16 protein-coding genes, 1 tRNA gene and 1 pseudogene are annotated in these 23,215 nt (G+C 41.2%); 8 read left to right on the top strand and 10 right to left on the bottom strand.

The genetic code is table 11. From position 1 onward, the window contains the following. The first annotated feature begins 59 nt into the window (after positions 1-59). Entirely contained in the window at positions 60-470 is a 411-nt protein-coding gene (locus tag AC559H_RS16245) for a hypothetical protein (protein WP_026796013.1), read from the top strand. Between the two features lie 45 nt (positions 471-515). Here the strand turns inward: AC559H_RS16245 and AC559H_RS16240 are convergent, their stop codons facing one another. Next, complete coding sequence (locus AC559H_RS16240; protein ID WP_026796012.1) at positions 516-1,214, bottom strand: potassium channel family protein; 699 nt, start codon at positions 1,212-1,214, stop codon at positions 516-518. Between the two features lie 24 nt (positions 1,215-1,238). Continuing rightward, a complete protein-coding gene (locus tag AC559H_RS16235; RefSeq protein ID WP_026796011.1) occupies positions 1,239-2,573 on the bottom strand; it encodes a TrkH family potassium uptake protein in 1,335 nt (444 codons plus the stop codon). 158 nt (positions 2,574-2,731) lie between these two features. Between AC559H_RS16235 and AC559H_RS16230 the strand changes: the two genes are divergently transcribed. After that, complete coding sequence (locus AC559H_RS16230; RefSeq protein ID WP_026785276.1) at positions 2,732-3,598, top strand: methyltransferase domain-containing protein; 867 nt, start codon at positions 2,732-2,734, stop codon at positions 3,596-3,598. A gap of 26 nt (positions 3,599-3,624) precedes the next feature. On the opposite strand, the gene AC559H_RS16225 is transcribed toward AC559H_RS16230, so the two are convergent. From AC559H_RS16225 to AC559H_RS16215, 3 genes are all read right to left on the bottom strand, one after another. Beyond that, positions 3,625-4,599: a hypothetical protein gene (locus AC559H_RS16225; RefSeq protein ID WP_026796010.1), complete on the bottom strand. Its 975-nt coding sequence runs from the start codon at positions 4,597-4,599 to the stop codon at positions 3,625-3,627. Positions 4,600-4,752: 153 nt separating this feature from the next. After that, positions 4,753-5,787 carry a hypothetical protein gene (locus AC559H_RS16220; protein WP_026796009.1) on the bottom strand — a complete coding sequence of 345 codons (1,035 nt, stop codon included), beginning with the start codon at positions 5,785-5,787 and terminating at the stop codon, positions 4,753-4,755. Between the two features lie 273 nt (positions 5,788-6,060). After that, positions 6,061-6,732 (bottom strand): Npun_F0813 family protein, encoded by a 672-nt coding sequence (locus tag AC559H_RS16215; RefSeq protein ID WP_026796008.1) that lies wholly within the window; start codon positions 6,730-6,732, stop codon positions 6,061-6,063. Positions 6,733-7,169: 437 nt separating this feature from the next. Between AC559H_RS16215 and AC559H_RS16210 the strand changes: the two genes are divergently transcribed. The 4 genes from AC559H_RS16210 (at position 7,170) to AC559H_RS16195 (ending at position 14,815) form a co-directional block, all read left to right on the top strand. Continuing rightward, a tRNA-Arg gene (locus AC559H_RS16210) sits at positions 7,170-7,243 on the top strand. A gap of 145 nt (positions 7,244-7,388) precedes the next feature. Beyond that, positions 7,389-8,114 carry a Bax inhibitor-1/YccA family protein gene (locus tag AC559H_RS16205; protein WP_026796007.1) on the top strand — a complete coding sequence of 242 codons (726 nt, stop codon included), beginning with the start codon at positions 7,389-7,391 and terminating at the stop codon, positions 8,112-8,114. Between the two features lie 751 nt (positions 8,115-8,865). Next, on the top strand, positions 8,866-11,811 hold the full coding sequence (locus AC559H_RS16200; RefSeq protein WP_036831428.1) for a calcium-binding protein: 2,946 nt from the start codon (positions 8,866-8,868) through the stop codon (positions 11,809-11,811). A 94-nt stretch (positions 11,812-11,905) separates the two neighbouring features. After that, entirely contained in the window at positions 11,906-14,815 is a 2,910-nt protein-coding gene (locus tag AC559H_RS16195; protein ID WP_036831425.1) for a choice-of-anchor Q domain-containing protein, read from the top strand. 124 nt (positions 14,816-14,939) lie between these two features. Here the strand turns inward: AC559H_RS16195 and AC559H_RS16190 are convergent, their stop codons facing one another. From AC559H_RS16190 to AC559H_RS16170, 5 genes and pseudogenes are all read right to left on the bottom strand, one after another. Next, positions 14,940-15,143 carry a hypothetical protein gene (locus tag AC559H_RS16190; protein WP_036831422.1) on the bottom strand — a complete coding sequence of 68 codons (204 nt, stop codon included), beginning with the start codon at positions 15,141-15,143 and terminating at the stop codon, positions 14,940-14,942. Continuing rightward, positions 15,127-16,599 (bottom strand): GAF domain-containing SpoIIE family protein phosphatase, encoded by a 1,473-nt coding sequence (locus AC559H_RS16185; protein ID WP_026796006.1) that lies wholly within the window; start codon positions 16,597-16,599, stop codon positions 15,127-15,129. The genes AC559H_RS16190 and AC559H_RS16185 overlap by 17 nt, the downstream gene beginning before the upstream one ends. Before the next feature lie 126 nt (positions 16,600-16,725). Next, positions 16,726-18,281: pseudogene (gene ftsY / locus AC559H_RS16180) on the bottom strand (signal recognition particle-docking protein FtsY). 159 nt (positions 18,282-18,440) lie between these two features. Beyond that, a complete protein-coding gene (nusB, locus tag AC559H_RS16175) occupies positions 18,441-19,100 on the bottom strand; it encodes a transcription antitermination factor NusB (RefSeq protein ID WP_026785283.1) in 660 nt (219 codons plus the stop codon). Between the two features lie 34 nt (positions 19,101-19,134). Beyond that, positions 19,135-19,884: a DUF502 domain-containing protein gene (locus AC559H_RS16170; RefSeq protein WP_026785284.1), complete on the bottom strand. Its 750-nt coding sequence runs from the start codon at positions 19,882-19,884 to the stop codon at positions 19,135-19,137. Between the two features lie 406 nt (positions 19,885-20,290). On the opposite strand from AC559H_RS16170, the gene AC559H_RS16165 reads away from it, so the two are divergent. Both AC559H_RS16165 and AC559H_RS16160 read left to right on the top strand, forming a co-directional pair. Further along, a complete protein-coding gene (locus AC559H_RS16165; protein ID WP_052349611.1) occupies positions 20,291-21,385 on the top strand; it encodes a tetratricopeptide repeat protein in 1,095 nt (364 codons plus the stop codon). Next, on the top strand, positions 21,330-23,138 hold the full coding sequence (locus AC559H_RS16160; RefSeq protein WP_052349609.1) for a glycosyltransferase family 61 protein: 1,809 nt from the start codon (positions 21,330-21,332) through the stop codon (positions 23,136-23,138). The genes AC559H_RS16165 and AC559H_RS16160 overlap by 56 nt, the downstream gene beginning before the upstream one ends. Positions 23,139-23,215 lie beyond the last annotated feature (77 nt).

Here is a 23,215-nt window from a genome sequence, read left to right as displayed (position 1 = left end):
CCCTGCTCCCCTGCTTCCCCTGCTCCCCCTGCCTCCACTTCTCCCCTGCTCCCTTCTCTATGTATAATTCTGCTAATCCGCCTTTGGTTTTACTCCTTGGGGGTTTATTCATTGGAATCACCTGCTGTACTGCTTTTGTTGTGAATCTCAAGCAACTTTTAAAAGAATGGTCGAAAAATCGTTCTAGTCGTAATCTCGCCAATTTACGAGGCTTTCCCATACTGTTTCCCTTTCTGGGAATTGGGTTGGGAATTTGTATTTTTCTGGCTTCCTGTTTAGAAGTTTTTGCCTTTTCAGAATCCTTCGCCTATGGGTTTTCTATTCCCTTAACGGCGTTAATGGCCGGATTAGTTTGGTATCAATTAACTCGATTATTTAACCAACTAGAACAAAAAGGTTTAAGAGGGATAGATTTAGACGATTTAAGTTTAGGTAAAATCATCCCTCAACAGAATCCACCGAAGAATTAATTACAGATGACAAATTCAACAAACCTCTAATCTGAGGAATCTGTTTTAACCGACTAAACGGTTAATATCTTGATTGGAACCGACAACAACAATCATGGTTCCTTTGTAAAGTTTACGATTAGAAAGGGGATTAATTTCCATTTTATCCCCTTCGTTTTTAATCGCTAAAAGATTTAATCCATAACGGCGACGGAGTTCTAATTCAGCAATGGTTTTACCATCAAATTCATCGGGAACAATCATTTCTACAATACTATGTTCCGCATCAAGTTCAAACTGATCAAGTAAACGGGGACGAGTCAATTGTCGGGCTAATTGTTGCCCCATTTCCTGTTCAGGAAACACTACCATATCCGCGCCGACTTTATTTAATAATTTAGCATGGGTTTCCGAAGATGCTTTCGCAATTACATTGGCAACACCCCCTTCTTTTAAGTTTAAAGTGGTGGTAATACTTTCGGCTAAAAAACTACCCACAGCGACAATTACCGTATCAAATTCTAAAATTCCTGCTTCTCGAAGTGCAGAGGTTTCAGTCGAATCTAACAACAACGCATGGGAGGCTATTTGATCACTTAATGCCGAAGTCACTCGTTTTTCTTCTTTATCAACGGCGAGAACTTCATAACCGCTTTTGTGCAATGTTGAACAAACGGCACTTCCAAACCGACCTAATCCAATCACAGCAAATTGTTTTTTTTCAGTTCTGAGATTGCGTAAAAAATTCCAAGATGAAAAGTTCATATTATTTATTTTCAAAGAAATGTGTCAACCCACTAAAAGGTTTTGTTCGGGATAATCAATGGACGTCGGTTTGGGATCGCCTAAAATAGCCGACATTAATAAAATTACACCAACTCGTCCCACATACATTGTAGTAATAATAATCAATTGACTCAAGGGGGTTAAACTGGCTGTAATTCCGGTAGATAATCCCACCGTGGCAAAGGCAGAAACCACCTCGAACAAAATGGAGTCAAAATCAATATTAGGTTGGCTTAAAGAGATCAGAATCGCCGAGATACAGATCACCATAAACGAACCAAATAAAACCCCAATTGCCTTTAAAATTAACGGCAGTGGAATTTGACGTTTATAACAAATAACTTCTTCTCGCCCTTGTAAAGCCGAACGAGTAGAATTAGCTAAAATCCTAAGGGTTGTGGTTTTAATCCCTCCTCCTGTTCCCCCTGGACTGGCTCCAATAAACATTAAAATGATCGAGATAAATAACCCGGCAACGGTTAATTCTCCATTATTAATTGTATTAAATCCGGCCGTTCGGGTCGTCACCGATTGAAACCAAGCTGCCATAACTTGATCAGGAAAATTAAGGGGTGCTAAGGTTCCGGGGTTGTGATGTTCAGTGAAGAATAATAAAGCTGTTCCTAAGATTAATAGAAATATGGTTGTGGAAGTGACAACTCGGAAATGAACCGAAAAATCACGACGCAGGGGATATTTAGACAAGCGATTACCAATCCATAAATAAAGTTCTTGAATCACTTGATAGCCCATGCCTCCCCAAATAATTAGAAAAGTAATGATAAAATTTAATACGGGAGAGTTAACATAGCGAACAAAACTATCAGACAATAATCCAAATCCGGCATTATTAAAAGCATTTACACTATGAAAAAGGGCAAACCATAGTCCCTGACTCCATCCCAAATCAGGAACAAACACGAATAACAATAGAAAAATTCCGGTTATTTCAAATAGGGCGGTGGTTGCTACAATAGATTTTAATAAAGGAACGGCCCCTGCTATTCCTGAAGCATCTAAGGATTGTTGTAAGGCTAATTTATCCTTGAGGCGAAACTTTCGACCTAATAATAACAATAAAAAAGTGGTGACGGTCATATATCCTAATCCTCCCACCTGAACTAGCAATACAATGATAAACTGACCCCAAAATGAGTAAAATTTGCCCACATCCACAACGGATAATCCGGTCACACAAACCGCAGATGTTGATGTAAATAAGGCCGTTAGAGGATTACCCCAAGTTCGGGCACTCAAGGAGAACGGTAACATCAGTAAAATTGTTCCCAGGGCAATTACCGCCAGGAAACCTAAACCAATTGTTCGAGATACTGTCATGGGTAATGGGTAATGGGTTTTGGGTAATGGGTAATCGGTAATGGGTAATGGGAATTTAGGGTTAATCTTTTAGTTGAAAACGGGCAATTTGCGATAAGTAGAATCATACTGTAGAGATGCTGCTCTAAGGGCGTCAGTAAAATTTTTTAATGATTCAGATGAATTCAACACTCTATCAACAAATTCAGCAATTCTATGATTCTTCTTCCGGTTTGTGGGAAGAAATTTGGGGAGAACATCTGCATCATGGATATTATGGCTTGGATGGAACCCTGAAAAAAGAACGCCGTCAAGCTCAAATTGACTTAATTGAAGAATTTCTAAACTGGGGACTAACACCCTCCGACCAAGAGGATTTACAAGGATCTCGAATACTTGATGTCGGCTGTGGAATTGGAGGAAGTTCGTTATATTTAGCGGACAAATTCCAGGCGGATGTTACTGGAATTACCCTGAGTCCTGTCCAAGCTAAAAGAGCCACAGAACGTGCCTTGGAAGCTCGGTTAGAGCAGAAAACGAAGTTTTTGGTAGCCGATGCCTTAGAAATGCCTTTCGAGAGCAATAGCTTTGATCTGGTATGGTCTTTAGAAAGTGCCGAACACTTCCCGAATAAAATTCAGTTTTTGCGAGAATCCTATCGAGTCTTGAAACCGGGCGGAACCTTATTAATGGCCACTTGGTGTCATCGTCCCTTGGGGGGAAATGCTGGACAACTCACCGAGGAAGAACGTCGGCATTTAGCAGAAATATATCGGGTTTATGCCTTACCCTATGTGATTGCTTTGCCTGAATATGAAGCGATCGCAACGGATCAAGGGTTTAAAAATATTCAAACGGCTGACTGGTCAAAGGCCGTTGCTCCCTTTTGGAATACGGTGATCGATTCCGCCTTTAACCTGAATGCCATCGTTGGCTTGCTATTGAGTGGCCCAACAACGATTCAAGCCGCCCTAGCCTTACCCCTGATGAGTCGAGGCTATGACACCGGACTGATTCGTTTTGGTCTATTAACAGGAACCAAATAGATAGACCGAGTGTGAATCAATCCCCATTAAAACCGATAAACCTGGCCATCAATTAATAGCCGGGTAATTCCTTTGGCTTGTAAATAGGGAGCCGCTTTTCTCAGAAGTCGGCCATCGGGAACTTTAAATACCCGTTGGTTGCGTCCAGAAAAACGACTAGCGATGCGGTGATTATCAAAAACAGGAAGGGTTTGTTCTAGGACTTCTTCCTCTGGAATCCTTCCCAACTCACTAAATGCCCTCAAGGGTTTAGCAATCAATTCCGAGAATCGGTCAATCACTAAATAGCAGGTTCTCGGGAGTACAGTTTCTGTTAAAGGCAAAATTTTAACGAGTACAGAACCTCCACTGGCCAGAGAATGGGAAAATAGACCCCGAGGCTCTGTATCATCATCTTCATCCCCCTCATCGTCTGCAAACTCGTCTCCATAGTCTTCACCATCATCATTATCGTCTCCTTCATTTCCTCGATCCCGATTGGTGTCTTCCCCATCTTCCTCGTGATCCTCATCTGGGTCATAGTCCCCAAAAACGCGACCCTTGACTTCGAGCCGATCAGGTGAGAACAGCCCCTCTAAGCCAGGAATTGATAACTGATAATTAGACGAAGAAATTTTTAGAGAATCTGGCTCTAGGGAATCAGAAGCATCGGACTTCAACACCTCCGAATCAAAAGTAGATGAGCGCTTACGCTTTCGAGGCAAAATTACGGTAGATTCCCGACTGATAGGTTCGGGTGTTTGCGAGTCAACTTCCCTTTGAGATTCATCCCTATCAACCACATCTTCCGAGGAACGTTTCCCCACACGATGAAGACGCTGTTTCTGGGTCGTCAGAATATCATAGACATCTTTAGGAACAGCACTTTGCAAGACTCGTCTCACCGTTGAGCTACTGACTCCATAGCGTTCTGCTAGAGTAATAGTTGTTTCCTCTGGCACGTCCTGATAGAGCCTAATAATTTCCTGTTTTTCTGATTGGGAAAGTTTCGTGGATGTCATTGAGTTGGGAGTCACTTGATATCGAAGGATTAAGGTTCACATAAAGCCAAGGGATTTCCTACCCGGCTTGGTGTGATTGACACACCGGAGAAGGATTGAACGAGAGTTCTATGAATCCTCATGTTAAGATCGAAATCTCAACCATTCCACCAATTAACCTTTAGCCGTGCGTCGGCTCCGGCGACTTTGACGAGAACGGGTTGAGATGTCATACTCCAAAATCGCTCCAACGGCAAATAAAACCCCCGTGAATACAAAGAAGACTTCTAACAAACCGCCACTTTCATAGTCCCCTGACCCTCTGGAGTCAGCCCATTTGAAATACATATCAGCAATATAGAGGGAGAAAATGGCAAAGGCAATCATCCGCCAGGACTGGGAAAACCGTCCTCCCCAAAAGGCTAAAATCAAAGCCGTTGCTAAAATCAACAGGAAAACATCCCCGATGATGTAGAACAAATTGAACCCAAAAGCCAGGGGTTCTAGTTTACTATCAATTGCCTCTACCCATAGAGGGGCAGAAGAAGTCTCCTGATCTGATTCTGTTTCGGGGGAAGTTTGGGCTGAAGATTTTTCAATTTTAGGCCCGGAAATCGCCGGAGCCTTCGCAGTAGGAGTAGCAACCGATTGTTCAATAGCCACAGGTTCGGGAGAACCGAGTAATCCAAATAAGTTAGGACTGGCAACCCACATTCCAAATGTAGTTCCCACCAGGGCTACCCCGAATAAGATTAACCACTGACTAATATCTAAATTCAATCGTTTAGAGACGACGGCTAGAATCATTCCCGCGGCTAGAAAAAGATAGCTGAGAACGTAAAAACCATCGGCAATGGAAACCGCCGGATCTAAATGCCAAGCCAGTTCCCACACTCCAAACAGGACACCCCCGACAAAGTAGAAAAATACCCCTAACCCAATACAGAGCCAAACATTACGACCGCTTACCATCTGGGGACTTTTCCAGTTTCGATAACAGACAAGGGCGGCGGCTAGAAATGCCCCCAATTCAAAAAAATAGGTTCCGATGGAGTACCACAGGGGTAACTCCTCTCCTTGTACCGTTACACTAAACAGCAGAAAAAATAACAAGGCAAGAACAGCCCACACAATCCCGGCAATTACCATACCCTGTGATGAAAACAAGGTGGCAAATAAGGAGGACTTTTCTTGTGAAGTGCTACCCATAGGATTAAAATACCTAGCAATTTAAAGAATCAAGACCAAGTTTAGAGGCTAATCGTTGTTATAGCAGTCGCCAGACCTATTAGGACAAAGAGTGATGCAGCAAAGCTAGACGGTGAAGTCTTTTCCTCCGGTGTTCCCTCCCCCCCAAGCCCTGCGTGCACGGGGGTTTGGGGGGGGCTGTTCCGGTGTTCCCTGCTATAACTTCAGCATTCAAACAATTGTCTTTAATCTAGCGTCCCATATTTAGGTCAGAACAGCTAGTCTATATTTGGGTTAACTCATCACCCATTGCTTGCTCAAAGATGACTGATGCAGCCAATTGACAAACTGCTCGCGATCATCATCAGCCATATCCTCTAGCACTTCTTCTATTCCCTCTGCAAAACTGGTATTGCCAAAATAGTTTTTTCCCAGTTCATAGAGTTCTTGCAGCAAGGTGCTGAGGTGATTTTCTTGCCAAGAGGGAATTTTGAAGCTCTCCAGGGGGTTGACAGTCAGTAGAATTTCTATAGCCTTGGAATCATCAGTTTGGGGAAACTTGAACTTTTGAAAAATTTTGGTCAAATCTTTTTGAAAGGAAACCGCTTGTTTTGATCCTAGCAAGTCTTCAATATCAAAGTAAACCGCTTGCAATAGCAGCAAGCAGGCTTGAGTCAGAATCGGCAATTTGCTGTCTGTTGGGCTGTGACCCTCCTTCAAAAGCTGGTCTAAACGGACTTTCCCCCAGACACTATATCGGTCTGGTTCTTCTAATAGAACGCAAGCCTTTCCTTTATTATCAGTGAGATCCCGCCATAAAGCCCTGGCATCATCTGCTTGTTTGGCTTCAAACGTTTTCATCAGGCGAAATGTCTGTCCCTGATAATTCAAAACAGGAATCTGCTGCTCCCGGTTAGGGTGTTGAACCATGGTTATTTCAACATCCGTTCGTTTTAATATAAACATGACACTTCTGCACCTATTCCTGTCATGGCACCCGGCTTTGACTCTCTCGGTAAATTCGCTGTGCGCTGATTCACTGAGATTTTTAAGACTCCAAACCTGGATTCTTAAAGGCGTAGTCAAGGCACCCCTGGCAATTTCACCCCGATCCAATCTCAATGTTATTTATGGTACGATCATGAATAACACTTGTTGCACCCTTACAGTCTGCATTAATATTAATCTGGGTTGCAGTTCTGTTTAAAACACCACTGATCATAACATAGGCACTAACAAGACGGAAATAAAAGAGCATCGGGATTAATAATCCTGCACTGGGCTTAACTAGGGGCAGTCTTGATCAGAAATTTTTCCCTTTGGCTTTTTTCAGGGACTTGAGGAAAAGTCTTTTGAAACTATGTTAAAAATTGACAAGGAATAAGATAAAATGATTCTGGATTGGGTGTGTAACTCAGGTGGATAGAGTAGCGACCTTCTAAGTCGTCTGTCGGGGGTTCGAATCCCTCCACACCCGTTAAATTTCAAGGCCTCCAGAAAAAGCCGAAGTGAAGAAAAAGAATCCCAAGTGTTTTTCTTGACCAGGTGGAAATCAACATCTACCCCAAATTCCCAGGGTTCGCTAAATTATAAGGAGGTAGTGTTGATTATGGAAGGACAATATGACCAGTACCAGTAATTTTCGTCAAGCTGTACGAGAGGCTAAAAATGAGGCTATTGTTGGCCCAAATGTGATTGCTAACGCCTTACCCTATGTGGGAGGCGGGTTAATTCTTACAGCCCTGGGCACCTTTGGGGGTCTGAATGTTGCTGCGGCTAACCCTGGATTGTTTATGACGACCTTCTGGGTCGCCTTCATTGCCCAAATCGCTTTATTTTTTGTGGCTTCGGGTATCGCCAACAAGGGTAATAATCAGGCGGCTTTACCCCTATTAGCAACCTATAGCCTACTGACGGGCTATACTCTCACAGGTCTAGTCGCCCTGGCTTTGGGCACAAGTGGTGTTGGGATGGCTGGAATTGGGGTGGCGGCTTTAGGATGTGGAGTCACCTTTATCGGGGCGCGTTCGATTGGGTCTAACCTTTCAGAATCCGATGGTATGGCCCTGAGCAAAACCATCCGTCTAGGAATTATTTCCCTATTCGTGGTGATTTTAGCCCAATTTGTCCTCGGTTTCTTTGGAATCATTACCCCTTCTTGGTTGGAAATTGGGATTTCTGGCTTGGGAGTTCTATTATTTGTGGGGGCGGCTGTTGTTGACTTCTATTTGCTTCCCCGGGCTTACACCGACAAACAGTATTTGTCCGCCGCATTATCGATGTATTTAACCTACATCAACCTATTTATCTTCATTCTACGCTTGCTGATTGCCTTTAATCGGGATTAAGCTTGGCCAGAATCGGAAGAGCCGAGAATACCGCAACACAGAGGAAAATCTGAGTTTGCTCCATCAGTCTATGTCCTAACCGTTAGGGGCGACTGCGATAAATTAAGGGAGTGGGTGACAACTCGCTCCTTTTTATTGGGGTTTTTCTACATAATTTCTCGGAGATACGATTCATTTTGACAGGGTGAATCTGAGTTAATTGTTAATCTTGAAAATAAGGAAACTTTAATTCAGGGGTTTTCGTCAAATATATAGTGTAGCCTGACTAAATCATGATGGGGATGTATCTACTAATATGCACCCTTTGAGAGTCTAAAAAATGCCTACTGTTTCAACCTTGTGCTTTTCTGGAAATTTTAATTTAACCCTCGTTTGGCTGAATTTGTACTTAGGAAATACTTCTAGGATAGTTTTTGCTATTAAAAATGAGGTTAAATCCCTTCTTTATCAACACCAGAATGGGATTTTTTCAGAAATTAAAAGTTTTGCTCAATTTTATAATATAGTTTTAGTCTTTTATAGACTAATAATACTATCGTGTTTTTCTCAACCCTTAGATCAAAATGATCAAAGGTTGAAATTTGCTGTCCAATTTTATTGGAATTTTTGATCGCTAATTTTACTGACTTTAGCCTTCGGTAAAAATGGCTAGAAGATGGAAAAAAAATATCCTAGATAACCGGATATTTATGAACTGTGATTGAAAAGATAATTGTCTGGAAATTATACCTAAAATTAGGAATAACTCGTAATGGCTGCCGTAATTGTTACAAACTTAAATGATAATGGAGCGGGTTCTCTAAGAGATGCGATCGCTCTATCTCAACCCGGAGATATTATCCAATTTGATCCAAGTTTAGCAAGTTTAACTAATCCTACCATAAAACTCACCAGTAGTCAATTAAATATCAATAAAAGTATTACTATTGATGGACTGATTCCAGGTACAGTTCCAACTCCAATTACCATTAGTGGTGAAAATCAATTTCGCGTCTTAGAAATTCAAGCTGATGCTCAATCTCAACCCACAAATACAACTCTTAAAAACCTAATTATTGTCAATGGTAATGCCCAAGGTATTGCTCAAGAGGGTGCAGGGGGAGGAGTTAGAGTTAAAACATTAAACACTTTAACCTTAGAAAATAGTCAGGTTAATAATAATATAGCTCAGTATGGAGGTGGTCTTTTTGCTGGGTATAGAACCAGTACAACCATTATTAATAGTAAATTTAATACTAATGATGGAACACCGGGAGGAAGTGAACGAGGTGGCGGGGCAATTTCCACTGATAGCCAAACGAATCTGACGGTTATTGATAGTGAATTTACCAATAATAAAGGTATTAATGGCGGAGCTATTTATAGTGTAATTTGCGACTTAAATGTTCAGAATACTAAGTTTATTAATAATACTTCTGTCCCCGGGGCAAATATCAATCTTGGCGCTAATATTTCTAATGGTTATGGGGGTGCAATTTTTGCCGATGGAGCTAAGTCGGAAGGAACATTAAGAACAATTCAGATTAATAATTCTGTATTTGATGGGAATACCGCAGCCGGACAAGCGGGGGGGTTATATTTATATGGTTACTCTCCCGATAAAATGATTGTTCAAAATAGCACGATTACTAATAATAGTGTTATTTTTAACAATAAAGGTGATAGTTATGGAGGAGGGATTAGACCGGGAAATAATGGGCAATTCACCCTTGAAAATACAACCATTGCCAATAATAAAGCCTTGATTCAAGGCGGTGGTTTGTGGGTTGGGGAACAGGTTCCGATGACTATTATTAATAGTACCATTTCAGGAAATAGGGCTGAATCTGTAGATGGAAAAGGGGGATCTGGAGGAGGAATTACTCTGGCTAATGGGACAACTCCCACCAGTATTATTAATACAACAATTGCTAATAATTATGCAGGTTTTTTAGGTGGAGGAATATCGTCTGGAGGAACAAATGTTACCTTAACTAATACACTTTTATCTAAAAATAAAGCATTTAATGGCGGAAATACTTGGAATACAAACCATCACGTTACCGCTCAACTTAACAATGGTGGGGGAAACATTCAAACGACGGAATTAAACCCGAATGATATTAAAGCAACTGCTAATATTCAGTTAGTTGCTGATGCTTTATTAGGAGATTTACAAACCATTAATGGGGTATTAATTCATCCGTTATTAACAGGAAGTCCCGCTATTGATACAGGAAGTAGTAATAATTCACCCACAACGGATCAACTCGGTCAGCCTCGTCCTATTGATGGCGATCAAAATGGTACAGCAATTATTGATATTGGTGCTTATGAGTTTTCAGTGGTAACTCCGACTCCAACTCCCACACCGACACCAACTCCGACACCAACTCCGAGTCCAACTCCCACACCAACTCCCACTTCAACTCCAACTCCGACTCCAACTCCGACTCCCACACCAACTCCCACACCAACTCCAACTCCGACTCCCACACCAACTCCGACTCCCACACCAACTCCGACTCCTACACCAACTCCGACTCCAATTTCAACTCCAAGTCCAACTCCAACTTTAACTCCGACTCCAACTCCCACACCAACTCCGACACCAACTCCCACACCAACTCCCACACCAACTCCGAGTCCAACTCCCGTAACGACTCCGAGTCCAACTCCGAGTCCAACTCCAGCACCAACTCCAACACCAACTCCAACTCCCGCACCAGGGGGAACGAGCGGACTTGAACTACAAGATCAATGTATCGATATTCCTAATATTACACCTGCTAAAAATATCGTTGTCAATACTATTTTTGACCCCGAACAAACGAATGGGTTAGGGACACCTGAAGCAGATGGAATTTTAGGTCGAGATACTAATGATATTCTCTATGGTTTAGAAGAAAATGACAATTTAGATGGCGGGTTTGGAAATGATATTTTATTTGGAAATCAAGGAGATGATTATATCACCGGAGATTTGGGAAATGATAGTATTTACGGAGGACAGGGTAATGACTTTGTTTTAGGCGAAGATAGTCAGGATATTATTTGGGGAAATTTAGGAAACGATAACCTTCAAGGAGGAAATGAAAATGACATTATTTATGGCGGTCAAGGAAATGATTTAGTTTGGGGAAATCAAGGGAATGATACTCTTTTTGGAGATTTAGGAAATGATACTTTAGTTGGAAATGAAGACAACGATATTTTATTTGGAAATCAAGGGGATGACTTATTACAAGGAGGATCTGGAAACGATACGATATATGGAGGACAGGATAATGACACGATTTGTGGAGGGGAAGATAATGACCTAATCTTTGGTAATTTAGGGGATGATTTCTTAAAGGGAAGAACGGGTAATGATACTCTCTATGGTGGTCAAGGAAATGACACCCTTTTAGGAGGAGATGGAGATGATTTTATTAGTGGAGATTTGGGAGATGATTTATTATGGGGAGGGAAAGGACAAGATACTTTTGTTTTAGGAGAAAATCAAGGTAGTAATTGGATTGATGACTTTACCGATGGAGAAGATTTTATCGGTTTAACAGGAGGATTAACCTTTGAAAAATTGCAGTTTACTCTCGTTGACAATAACACCTTAATTCAAGTTTCAAGTACGGGAGAAGTTTTAGCTACTTTAAAAGGATTTAATCCTAATTTACTGACTTCTGAAGATTTTATTAGTTTGGCTTTTAATCCTAATTAATACTAAATTCATCCTTCAAAATATAAACCATTTTTTTGAACTATTTTGAAGGATAAAATATTATAAAAATTTTATAAATTGAGGATGAAATAAAATGGCAAACTTGATTGTTACTAACTTAAATGATAATGGGATTGGTTCTTTAAGAGAAGCGATCGCCCTAGCTCAATCTGGAGATATAATCCAATTTGATTCTAGTTTAGCTAATCAACCTAACCCGACTATTTTACTCACCAGTGGTCAATTAAATATCAATCAAAGTATTACCGTTGATGGACTTATTTCAGGTGTAACTCCTAGTAAAATTACTATTAGCGGAGACAATCAATTTCGCGTCTTTGAACTCCAGGTTAGTCCTCAATTTCAACCTACTAATATAAACCTAAAAAACCTGATTATCACTAATGGAAAAGCTCAGGGAATTGATGAAGCGGGTGCGGGGGGTGGAATTCGGATGCAAGGTTCAACCAACCTGACTTTAGAAGATAGTGAAATCAATAATAATATCGCTCAATTTGGAGGTGGAATCTATACTGGATTTAAGAGTAATACGGTTGTTATTAATAGCAAATTTAATAATAATGATGGCACATTAGGCGGGAGTGAAAGGGGGGGAGGTGCGATCGCAACAAAAAGCGCAGGTTCTCTCTCAGTTACTAATAGTCAATTCACCAATAATAAAGGAATAAATGGCGGTGCAATTAATCATTTATTGGGTAATTTAACTGTTGATAATTCCAAATTTATTAACAATACTTCTGTTCCAGGCGGTACAGTTGCAAATGGTTCAAGTAACTATCACGGCGCAGGTGGAGCCATTTATACCGATGGCGCAAACGCCTCTGGAGCCAATGCTACACCAGGAGCAATAGGTGGAATTATTAGAATTAATAACTCCGTATTTGATGGAAATACGGGTTCTGGACAGGGGGGAGGATTATTTCTATTTGCCTATCCTCCCGATAAAATTATTGTAGAAAATAGCACGATTATTAATAATATAATTCAAACCAATAATAAAGGCGATTCTTTAGGAGGAGGAATACGTTCTGGAAATGCTGAATTAACCCTAAATAATACAACATTTGCTAATAATCGAGCCTATAGTCAAGGAGGTGGTTTATGGGTGGGTGAAACCTCTCCTACTACCATTACAAATAGCACTTTTTCAGGAAATCGATCTGAATCTACCGACGGAAATAGTGGTTTAGGAGGTGCAATGACCCTCGCCAATGGTACTAATTTGACTAATATTATTAATACAACAATTGCCAATAATTATGCCGGATTTCAAGGAGGTGGATTTTGGGGAGGCGGTACAAATGTCACCTTAACAAATACAATTTTATCCAAAAATGTTGCTAATAATGGCGGAAATACTTGGAACGTTAAACACCATACCGGAACTGAATATAATGATGGTGGTGGTAATATTCAAACCAATGAATTAAACCCCAATGATACTAAAGCAACTCCTAATATTAAATTAGTTACTGATGCTTTATTGGGAAATTTGCAAACAGTTAATGGGATGTTAATTCATCCGTTGTTAACAGGAAGTCCCGCTATTGATACGGGAAATAACAATAATTCACCCACAACGGATCAACTCGGTCAACCTCGCCCAACAGATGGCGATCAAAATGGTACAGCAATTATTGATAGTGGTGCTTATGAGTTTTCAGTTGTAACCCCCGCACCGACTCCAATTACAACTCCGACTCCAACTCCCACACCAACTCTGAGTCCAACACCAAGTCCAACACCAAGTCCGACTCCGACTCCAACCCCAAGTCCAACACCAAGTCCAACACCAAGTCCGACTGCGACTCCAAGTCCAACCCCCGCACCAACACCAAGTCCAACTCCCGCACCAAGTCCAAGTCCAACTCCCGCACCAAGTCCCGCACCAACACCAAGTCCAACACCAACACCAACTCCAACTCCAATTCCAACACCGAGTCCTGTTGGTGAAGATAAATGTCTGTGTGATCAATTTCCTACGCCCAATATAGACCCATTAAAAACACAAAATCCTGTCGAACAAACCTTTGATGGTCAAGCAGGAAATGATAACTTAATTGGAAGTAATTTTAATGATCAAATCACGGGTTTTGAAGGTGATGATACCCTCACAGGAAAGGCGGGAGTAGATAACTTAAATGGCGAAAATGGCAATGATTTATTATTCGGAAATCAAGGAGCAGATATTCTCCGAGGAGGGTTAGGAAACGATACCCAATATGGGGGAGAAGGCGATGATATTTTAGACGGAAATGAAGATAATGATTTGCTATTTGGCGATCGCAATAATGATTTTATCCAGGGAAATTTGGGGAATGATAGCCTTTATGGTGGCAAAGAGAATGATACATTACAAGGGGATGAAGGCGACGATTTGCTATTTGGAAACTTAGGAAATGATATCTTAATGGGTGGAGAAGGGAACGATATTTTATTCGGAAATTCAGAAGATGATTTTCTCGATGGTGGGTCGGGAGATGATAGTTTATTTGGAGGTCAAGGTCAGGATATTCTCAAAGGTGAACAGGGTGCAGATATTCTATTTGGAGATATTGGAGATGACAGTATTTGTGGAGGAGATGATCAAGATTTGCTATTCGGGAATGAGGGTACGGATATTTTAGATGGATGTGCTGGAAATGATACCCTTTATGGAGGAAGTGGAGATGATTCTTTAATAGGAGGAATTGGGAATGATCTGTTATGGGGAGATACCGGGAATGATACCTTAATTGGAGGAGCAGGTCAAGATATATTTGTACTATCAATTAATAGTGGAAGTGACTTAATTCTTGACTTTAATCCAGAGTTAGATTCCCTAGGACTCAGTAAAGAATTAACCTTCGATCAACTTACCCTAAATCAACAGGGAAATACCGCTATTATTAGTTTAACCAATACCGGAGAAGAATTAGCTCGATTAAATGGGATTGATATTAATTTAATTTCGTCTAATCAGTTTCAAGTTATTTCTATATAAATTGTCTGGAAAGTTAACACTTTGTAATGGCGATCGCACCTAATTTCTAAGTGCGCGATCGCCCCCAGTCTAGCAAACAAAAGGCGATCGCTACGACTCCCCCAAACATTTCTCACTCTACAATTTAGGGTAACAAACTTCTAATTGCCCATCCCGCAAAAACACCAGCAAAAAATGCCCAAATTTGCCCGCTTTTAACGATATGGTTCCACGTTCTGACGAAATCGCCAACAATATCTACATTCACTTGTTGAGCTAAAATTGTTCCGTGAGCGAACAAATTTAAACCGTGATCAAGGATATTAAACCCATCAAGAGGATTCAGCATTAGAATCATCATTATTATCGCCTCCATTGCTCAATTGAACTTGCAACACTACGAGGGTCATATCATCCCCATTCCGGTTTTCTGCACCAATAAATTGTTGAACTTGTTCAAACAAATAATCCAGAATTGCTTGGGGATTTCTACAATTCTGACACGCCCAATGGAATGCTTGGCTAAGATTTTCCTCATCGAAGCGATCGCCTCGTTGATTCATCGCATCCGTAAATCCATCGGTATAATAAATAATTGTATCCCCCGGATAAAGTTGGATTTTATCTTCATAATAGCGACTATTCGCATCTAATCCAATCAACATTCCCAAAGTATCCAACCTGATAATATTATTAGTTGCAATCTGCCATAATAACGGGGGATGATGAGCCGCATTACTATAGGACAACATTCGAGTCGCCGGATCATATTCCGAATAAAATAAGGTAACAAAGCGGCTAGAATTTTCCAAATCCGCATACATAACTTGATTCAAATGCCCCAAAATCAAGGAAGGAGAATGACGGTTTAACACCTCTACCCGGAGCATTCCCCTGGTCATAGTCATAATCAAACCCGCCGGGACTCCCTTACCCATGACATCGCCGATGACAATACTCCAGCGCTCATCAGAATAGACAGAAAGATGATCACCCCGTTTGTCAAAATTAGAGGGAATAAAATCATAATAATCTCCTCCGACTCGGCTCGCCGTTTGACATTTGGCAGCAATTTCTAAACCCGGAATTGTCGGGCATTTTCGAGGCAATAATTGTAACTGAATTTCCGCCCCAATTTCCAATTCTCGATCTAAACGTTCTTTCTCCCGTAGGGAAGTTGCCAACTCATCATTAGCAATGGCAACGGCCGTTTGATCAGCGACCAAACGGATTAATTTCTGACGGGTCGGTGTCCAAACATAATTAACATCATGGCTAAAAACATATAACCGTCCGCGCTCGATATTATTCACCAAAATCGGTGTCCCGAATAGCTGCACCTCGGGGCCAAGATAGCGACTAACTTGATAATCTAAATTTGCCGTATAGGTTTGTAATGCCGATTCCGATAATTCTTCTAACCTTCCTGTAGATGAGAGCGAGGTAATTTGTCGGGTTACGGCTTCGATCGCTTGCCGAATATCCTGACATTGACGTCCTTCCTGACAATGGAGCCGTTGAAACCGAACTTGTCCATTAGGTTTAAATAATACTAAAGCCCCCCCATCAGAATCCGTCACCCGACTAGCAACTAAGGGAGTTAACTCTAAAAATTGATTCAGGTTGTTGAAGCTACGCAGGGCATACCCCAAGGAACTTAACAACTCGTTCACGTTTTGCTGTTCTCGATGCAAACGCGCCACCATTTCCTTGAGGGCAAAAACTGGCGTCGTTTCCGGTGTTGCAGAACCCGTAATCGAGTCAGCAAATTGATCGGAGCGTTTAGGGAGGGGCAAGGCTGTCATCTAAAACCTCACGGGATAAATATACGAATTATCAATTACGAATTGTCAATTACGAATTACGAATTAATAAATTAGGAGTTAGCTAATTGTCTCGTAATTCGTAATTTGTAATTTGTAATTATTAAACTAGCCACTGAGGAGGGCTTCGATAAACTCGTAGCTGGAAAACGGGCGTAAATCTTCAATACTTTCCCCAACTCCGATAAACCGAATCGGTAAGCCAAGTTGCTGGACAATAGCTAGGGCAACACCACCTTTAGCAGTTCCGTCGAGTTTTGTCAATACTACCCCACTTAATTGAGCCACTTCTGAAAAAACTTCGGCTTGGCGTAAACCGTTTTGACCCAAGGTAGAATCCAATACTAACAAAGATTGAATTTTAGCTGATGGAGCGCGTTTATCAATGACTCGACGGATTTTATTGAGTTCCTCCATTAAATTCTTTTTATTTTGCAAGCGACCAGCCGTATCAATAATTAACAATTCCGTATTTCGAGATATTGCCGCTTCTATGGCATCATAAACCACCGCCGCCGGATCGGTATTTTTTCCAGGGTTCGCCACGACTTCCACACCCGTCCGTTCTCCCCAGACCTTCACCTGATCAACGGCCGCAGCCCGAAAGGTATCCCCAGCAGCGATTAAACAACGATAACCGGATTTTTGAGCTAAATGGGCAATTTTGCCGATGGTTGTAGTTTTACCCGCCCCATTGACTCCGGTGACTAACCAAATATTGAGCGTATCTTTTTCCGGTGCGAAGCTAATCGGATAACCTTGGGAAAAAGGTTCTTCTAAAATTCCTCTTAATATTTGTTTAAGATAGGCGATCGCTTGTTCAGGAGGTAGGGCTTCTTGACGAAGTTTATTTTGTAAGGCTTCAATGACGCGATCGGTTGCTGCTACCCCTACATCCGCCTGTAAAAGCATAGATTCAATTTCATCAACGGCCTGTTGATTTAATGGCCCTTGACCCACAATGGCTTTTAATTGGTTTAGTAAGTTGCGCCGCGTCCTTCCTAACGCTTTCCAGAGTTTCTGTAACCAAGTAATTTCTTCTAAGGTGACTTGATCGGGACGGCGACCTTGATCGGCTAAGACCTGGGCCGACCACATAAAGACCTCATCAAACACCATTCCCGCTTCCCCAGAGGCCATTTCGCTGGTTTCGGGTTCCGGTTCAATGGCGGTTTCTTTCAGCCGTTCTAGGCGGGTTTGGCGTTCTGTGGTTGATGCTGCCCAAAAAGGTAGGGGTTCTGTTGATTCTGGGGGAGCAGGGGGGGTTTTTGTCTCTGGGAGGTTGGTTTCAGGTGCGCTAACGAGTTCGGGTGCAACTATTGGTTCAGTAATGCCCCCCATTGACAAGGGGGGGTTGGGGGGTCGGCTTCCGTTTCTACTTCTTGAATTTCCTGGGTTAAAACGGTCTGTTCAACTTCCGGTTCAACTTCCGGTTCAACTTCCGGTTCAACTTCCGGTTCCGGTTCTTGTTGTTTCTGAATATTTTTATAAGCTGCCTTTGCCCACTGTAAATAATCCTCAGAAATTTGAGGTTTTTCTTCCGAACTATCAGCCGTTTCAGTAGGTTGATCTACTTTGACTGGTTCGGATTGAACCTCCGTTTCCGGTTCTTGATTTTGATCTGTTTTTTCATTAAATTGACGACGAAACCAATTAAATACCATACTTTTTTTTTAATATTAAGGATTGAAAAGTGGAGGAGCAGGGAGGCAGGGGGATCAGAAGCAGTGCCAGCGTCCTCGCTCACTGAATATCACCCAAAACCCATTCGTAATTCATAATTCGTAATTCGTAATTCGTAATTCGTAATTACCCATTACCCATTACCCATTACCCATTACCTGTTCCCTATTCCCTGTTCCCTGTTCCCCAGCTTTTAATTTATCGACAAATCGACGCAGAACGCCGTTAATAAAGCGAAAACTTTCTTCATCACTGTAGCGTTTTGCCAGTTCAATAGCTTCATTAATTGCAACTTGTTCTTGTAAATCTAAATACATTAATTCGGCAACGGCAATGCGGAGAATATCTCGATCAATTCGAGGGAGTCGGTTTAATTGCCAATCGACCAAGACATCTGTTAATAACTGATCGATTTCAGCTTTATGGGTATTAACTTGAATCAGAATATCAAGGGCATAATTACAGACTTCTTGTTGATTGGCTAATTGTACCAATTCCGGTAATTCAATAGCGGTACTTAAACGATTAATTGCTCCTTGAACTAACTCAATGGCTTCATAAACCATTGTTCTAGCACTTTGTAAATCATTTGCCCGAATTTGGCTACCTAAAAGGCGATCGCTACTGCGTTGTAGTTCAGAAACCGCCGTTTCTAAGGACTCCTGACCTTCAGCCGTCAACGTCCGAACTGCGGCAATTAAAACATCATGTAATTCTTGAGTTTCCAGGCGCTCGGAAGTCGCAGGAAGTTGACTAATTCCAAGTAAAGCGAGTTCACGGGCAGTACGACGGGCTTGCATAGGTTATAAGAATTTAAGAATAAAGATTGTCCCTTTAATTTTCGCTGACCCCAATGCCCTCATCTTCTAGGACAATAGCCGGAATTCTGTTTTCGGTTTTGAGCAGAGATTCTAATGGAGGTTCAGTTTTGGGGTTAAGGGCTTTCACCGTTGATGAAGACGTCGTATTAACAATTCCACCGGATACGATAATTTTAAACGCATCTTCTACCGAGATGGTCAGGTTAATGACCTCCTGCTGTGGAACAATAGCATACCATCCACTGGTGGGGTTCGGGGTCGTGGGAATAAACACACTAACCATTTCCTCAGATAATTTGGACTGCATATCACCACCGACTGACCCAGTAACAAAAGCCAGTGACCAAAGACCTCGACGGGGATATTCCACTAAGACTACACGACTGAATTTATCGTTTGAATCTCGTAAAAGGGTTTCTAAAAGTTGTTTCAGGGTTTTGTAAACCGAACCCGCTAAGGGAATAGCTTGTAAGATTTTTTCACCAAAGCCCAAAAGCCATTGTCCCGCAATATTACGGGCCATTAAACCAATAAATAATATTCCTGACAGGGGTACAGCTAACCCAACCAAAACATTCAGTAGGTTAACTAAAATGGGGTGCAAACCATCAAAGGGATTAATTTGCTTAGGAATACGGGTCAGAAACTCAATCACAGAACTGGAGATAGTGATGGTCAACCAGATTGTGGTTGCTAGGGGAATCACGACCAACAGACCTGCAATTAAGTCATTTTTTAAGTCCTGCTTCAAGCGTTGGAACACAGAGCGTCCAGTCTCCTCTTTTTTTTGGTGTTTCTCTTTCCTATTATTAACGATGATTTGTCTTTGCAGCGATCTATTTACCCAGATAGGAAGAAAAAATGAGGACGGGCTTGAGCAGATGCTAGGAATGCCACTACTCTCAAGGTAGCCGAGGTAGTGTTTGAGAAACTAACTGTACAGAGAGTAGACAATTACTCCCCTATTGCTAGAATAGATTGGGTTAGTTCACACCAACCTCGCGACATATAGCAATCCTAAATCAATCGTGGTAGGGGTAATTCATGAATTACCCCTACCGTCGGGGTTAAATTTGAAAAAATATGACAACTCAAATAGGATTGCTATAGTACAGAATTTGACAATCGCAAAGACTTTCTACCCATTTTTCAATCCTCAGCAAAACACTGTGAATCCAAGCATTGAAGACTTAATCCAATCAGCGATCACTGATTTAGATGTGGGAAATCTGCGAGAAGCTGATCAGACAATCTCACGAATTTTAGCACGAGATCCCGATCATGCTCAAACCTATAAAGTTTTAGGGGATTGGTATGAAGTTCAAGGACTATTCCCAGAAGCCATTTCTGCCTATAAACAGGCAATTAAGTTACAACCAGATTTTGTAGAAGCCTATGCCTATTTAGCTCAAGTTTTACGAAATACAGGAGAGTTTGAGCCAGCCTTTTTCTGTTATAAAAAAGCCCTAAATTTGCGTCCAACTTGGACAGAATTATATTTTCAATGGGGTCAGGCTTATTACTGGAGTGGGGATATTCCCAAGGCGATTCGATGCTATCAAAAAACCTTAGAACAAAACCCCAATCATGTTAATTCCTATTTTACCTTAGCAATGGCTTATGGGCAGTTGGGAGATACAAAACGAGCTATTGCACTCTATCAAAGAGTGATTCATCTGCAACCAGATTTTGCTAATGCCTATAATAATTTAGGTTGTTTATTATTTGCAATAAATGATTATGACGGGGCTTTAGAAGCCTGGAATAAATCCCTAATTTATAATGAAACTGAAATAGAAAATTCTTTAATTTATAATAATATTGGTCAAGTTTTTAATGCTCAAGGAAAAATCCAAGATGCGATTAAATCCTATCATCAAGCCCTAAACATTAAAGATGATTTTCCTCTGGCTTATACCAATTTAGGCAAAATTTTCCAGCAACAAAATCAACATAAAAATGCAGTTTCCTACTTTGAAAAAGTTATTGAGTTAGAACCGGAAAATATATTTGCCTATACCGACTGTGGAGCTTCTTTACTCAATTTAGGAAGAATTGATGCGGCTTTCAGTTGTTTTAAAAAAGTTATTGAGCTAGAACCTAAATTTGTAGACGGTTACTGTCAAGGAGTCAATAAATCTTCAGCATCGGATGAATTATCTTTAGCCAGAAAGTCCTGTGCTGATTTTCTCACGGCATTACAACAGGATGATACCCCCCCCAACCCCCCCTTGCCAAAGGGGGGCAGATACTTCCAATTCTGATGAACAAGGGGGTACATCTGTCCCCATCCCAGACCAAGGGGGGGCTAGGGGGGGTAAAACAGTCTATGAACATCTCTATCAAACCTATCTGCATCTGGGAAATACTTTAACGATTTACGGCAAGTTTGATCAAGCAGTGAGCTACTACCAAAAAGCAGCACAAATTCAACCCTATTCAGTAGAAATTTATCTAAAATTAGGCAATTGTTTATTCAAAAATAAACAACTCAATGCCGCTTTAACGGTTTATCAAATTGCTTTAAATTTACTCAAAAATGAGTCTAGTTTTTCCCCTATTCAGTTACTTGAAGTGAATTTGCAATTGGGGAGAATATTGGAAAAACAAGGATATTGGGAATTTGCTGCGGACTACTATAGTAAAGTTTTACAGACTCAGCAGGAAAAGGAGTTTAATTCTTGGGTCAATGATCATCCCTCAATCTTAACTTTATGGCAAGAATGGGCAAATGCTCCCTATATTCAACAGACGGATATTCCTGAAGGAGTGTGTGATTCAACCCTAACCTGGCTGAAAAATAATAATTTACAGGATAGCCATTATTGTAATCTATCAGGATTATGCGGTTCCCAAAACTTGGAGAACTGGAAACAGACACCCTCTAAACCCAATCAATGCGGGGGGTTAGATTGTGAAATCTGTCTGAAAGGTGTGTTCAAATTGTTTCAGTGGCAGAATTTGGGACAGGGAATTCAAAAAGGTTTGACATCCAAAAATAATCCAGTTTCAACGCCTTTGTTTGTGGCGATAATTCCTAATGGACGAGCCTGGATTGTTCCCCAGGAGAATTATTGGCTGGTTTGTAGAGCGATCGCTATTATTACACCTGATAATCAACTATTAGCCGATGTCTCAAGGGAATATCCTGCCCCCCTTCCGGGTTGTCCCAGTTATGACCCACAACAGCATCAAGTTTTTCAACAGTCAGAATTACCGCCCCTAGAGACCATTGAAGGTCGGGTCGTAGTATTATCGGGGCTGTCGGGGAATGTCTATTTTCATTGGATGGTTGATATTTTACCGAGACTGGAACTCCTGCGCCAAAGTGGGATAAATTTTGATCAAATAGATTGGTTTTTAGTCAATAGTTACCAAGCACCCTTTCAACGGGAAACCCTAACTCGCTTAGGAATTCCAGAGTTTAAAATCCTTGAAAGTGATCAATTTCCCCATATTCAGGCACAACAGCTAATTGTTCCCTCCTTTGCTGGACATACAGGATGGTTGCAACCCTGGGCAATTGATACTTTGCGCCGTTGGTTTCTCCCTAAAAGCTCAAATTCGGGTAAGAATTATCCCGAACGAATTTATATTAGTCGGGGAGATGCCAGCTATCGTCGGGTTTTAAATGAAGATGAAGTAATTCAATTCTTACGTCCTTGGGGCTTTGTGACCGTGCAATTAGAAACGCTATCCTTTACGGAACAGGTGGCTTTGTTTGCTCAAGCTAAGGTAATTATGGGGGCCCATGGTAGCGGTTTAACTAATATTTTGTTTTGTCAACCGGGAACCAAAATTATTGAGTGGATGTCCCCCCACTATAATCGTCATTATTATTGGGTAATTAGTCAATATCTGGGATTAGAACATTATTGTTTGACTGGAGATGGGTTTGCTTGCTATCCGCTACGGGGGTTAATGTATCAAAATCCCCTGACCGAAGATATTTGGCTGAATCTGGTTTCTTTGAAAAGGCTATTAGAAATACTATTTGTCCGATCGCCGTGGAAATAAATATCTTAATCCCAAAAATCTGATATGTGAAACCCAAAACCCGATAGAATTGATTGGGGAAGATCCCCATTGAGTGT

This window comes from Planktothrix prolifica NIVA-CYA 540 (assembly GCF_963864145.1).
GTDB lineage: Bacteria > Cyanobacteriota > Cyanobacteriia > Cyanobacteriales > Microcoleaceae > Planktothrix > Planktothrix agardhii.
This window is presented reverse-complemented; position numbering and strand designations above follow the sequence as displayed.

What these genes read in the sequence shown, in the direction of transcription:
- AC559H_RS16245 (WP_026796013.1), top strand. Translation starts at nt 60, where the DNA reads ATGTATAATTCTGCTAATCCGCCTTTGGTTTTACTCCTTGGGGGTTTA.
- AC559H_RS16240 (WP_026796012.1), bottom strand. Translation starts at nt 1,214, where the DNA reads ATGAACTTTTCATCTTGGAATTTTTTACGCAATCTCAGAACTGAAAAA.
- AC559H_RS16235 (WP_026796011.1), bottom strand. Translation starts at nt 2,573, where the DNA reads ATGACAGTATCTCGAACAATTGGTTTAGGTTTCCTGGCGGTAATTGCC.
- AC559H_RS16230 (WP_026785276.1), top strand. Translation starts at nt 2,732, where the DNA reads ATGAATTCAACACTCTATCAACAAATTCAGCAATTCTATGATTCTTCT.
- AC559H_RS16225 (WP_026796010.1), bottom strand. Translation starts at nt 4,599, where the DNA reads ATGACATCCACGAAACTTTCCCAATCAGAAAAACAGGAAATTATTAGG.
- AC559H_RS16220 (WP_026796009.1), bottom strand. Translation starts at nt 5,787, where the DNA reads ATGGGTAGCACTTCACAAGAAAAGTCCTCCTTATTTGCCACCTTGTTT.
- AC559H_RS16215 (WP_026796008.1), bottom strand. Translation starts at nt 6,732, where the DNA reads ATGTTTATATTAAAACGAACGGATGTTGAAATAACCATGGTTCAACAC.
- AC559H_RS16205 (WP_026796007.1), top strand. Translation starts at nt 7,389, where the DNA reads ATGACCAGTACCAGTAATTTTCGTCAAGCTGTACGAGAGGCTAAAAAT.
- AC559H_RS16200 (WP_036831428.1), top strand. Translation starts at nt 8,866, where the DNA reads ATGGCTGCCGTAATTGTTACAAACTTAAATGATAATGGAGCGGGTTCT.
- AC559H_RS16195 (WP_036831425.1), top strand. Translation starts at nt 11,906, where the DNA reads ATGGCAAACTTGATTGTTACTAACTTAAATGATAATGGGATTGGTTCT.
- AC559H_RS16190 (WP_036831422.1), bottom strand. Translation starts at nt 15,143, where the DNA reads ATGCTGAATCCTCTTGATGGGTTTAATATCCTTGATCACGGTTTAAAT.
- AC559H_RS16185 (WP_026796006.1), bottom strand. Translation starts at nt 16,599, where the DNA reads ATGACAGCCTTGCCCCTCCCTAAACGCTCCGATCAATTTGCTGACTCG.
- nusB (WP_026785283.1), bottom strand. Translation starts at nt 19,100, where the DNA reads ATGCAAGCCCGTCGTACTGCCCGTGAACTCGCTTTACTTGGAATTAGT.
- AC559H_RS16160 (WP_052349609.1), top strand. Translation starts at nt 21,330, where the DNA reads ATGATACCCCCCCCAACCCCCCCTTGCCAAAGGGGGGCAGATACTTCC.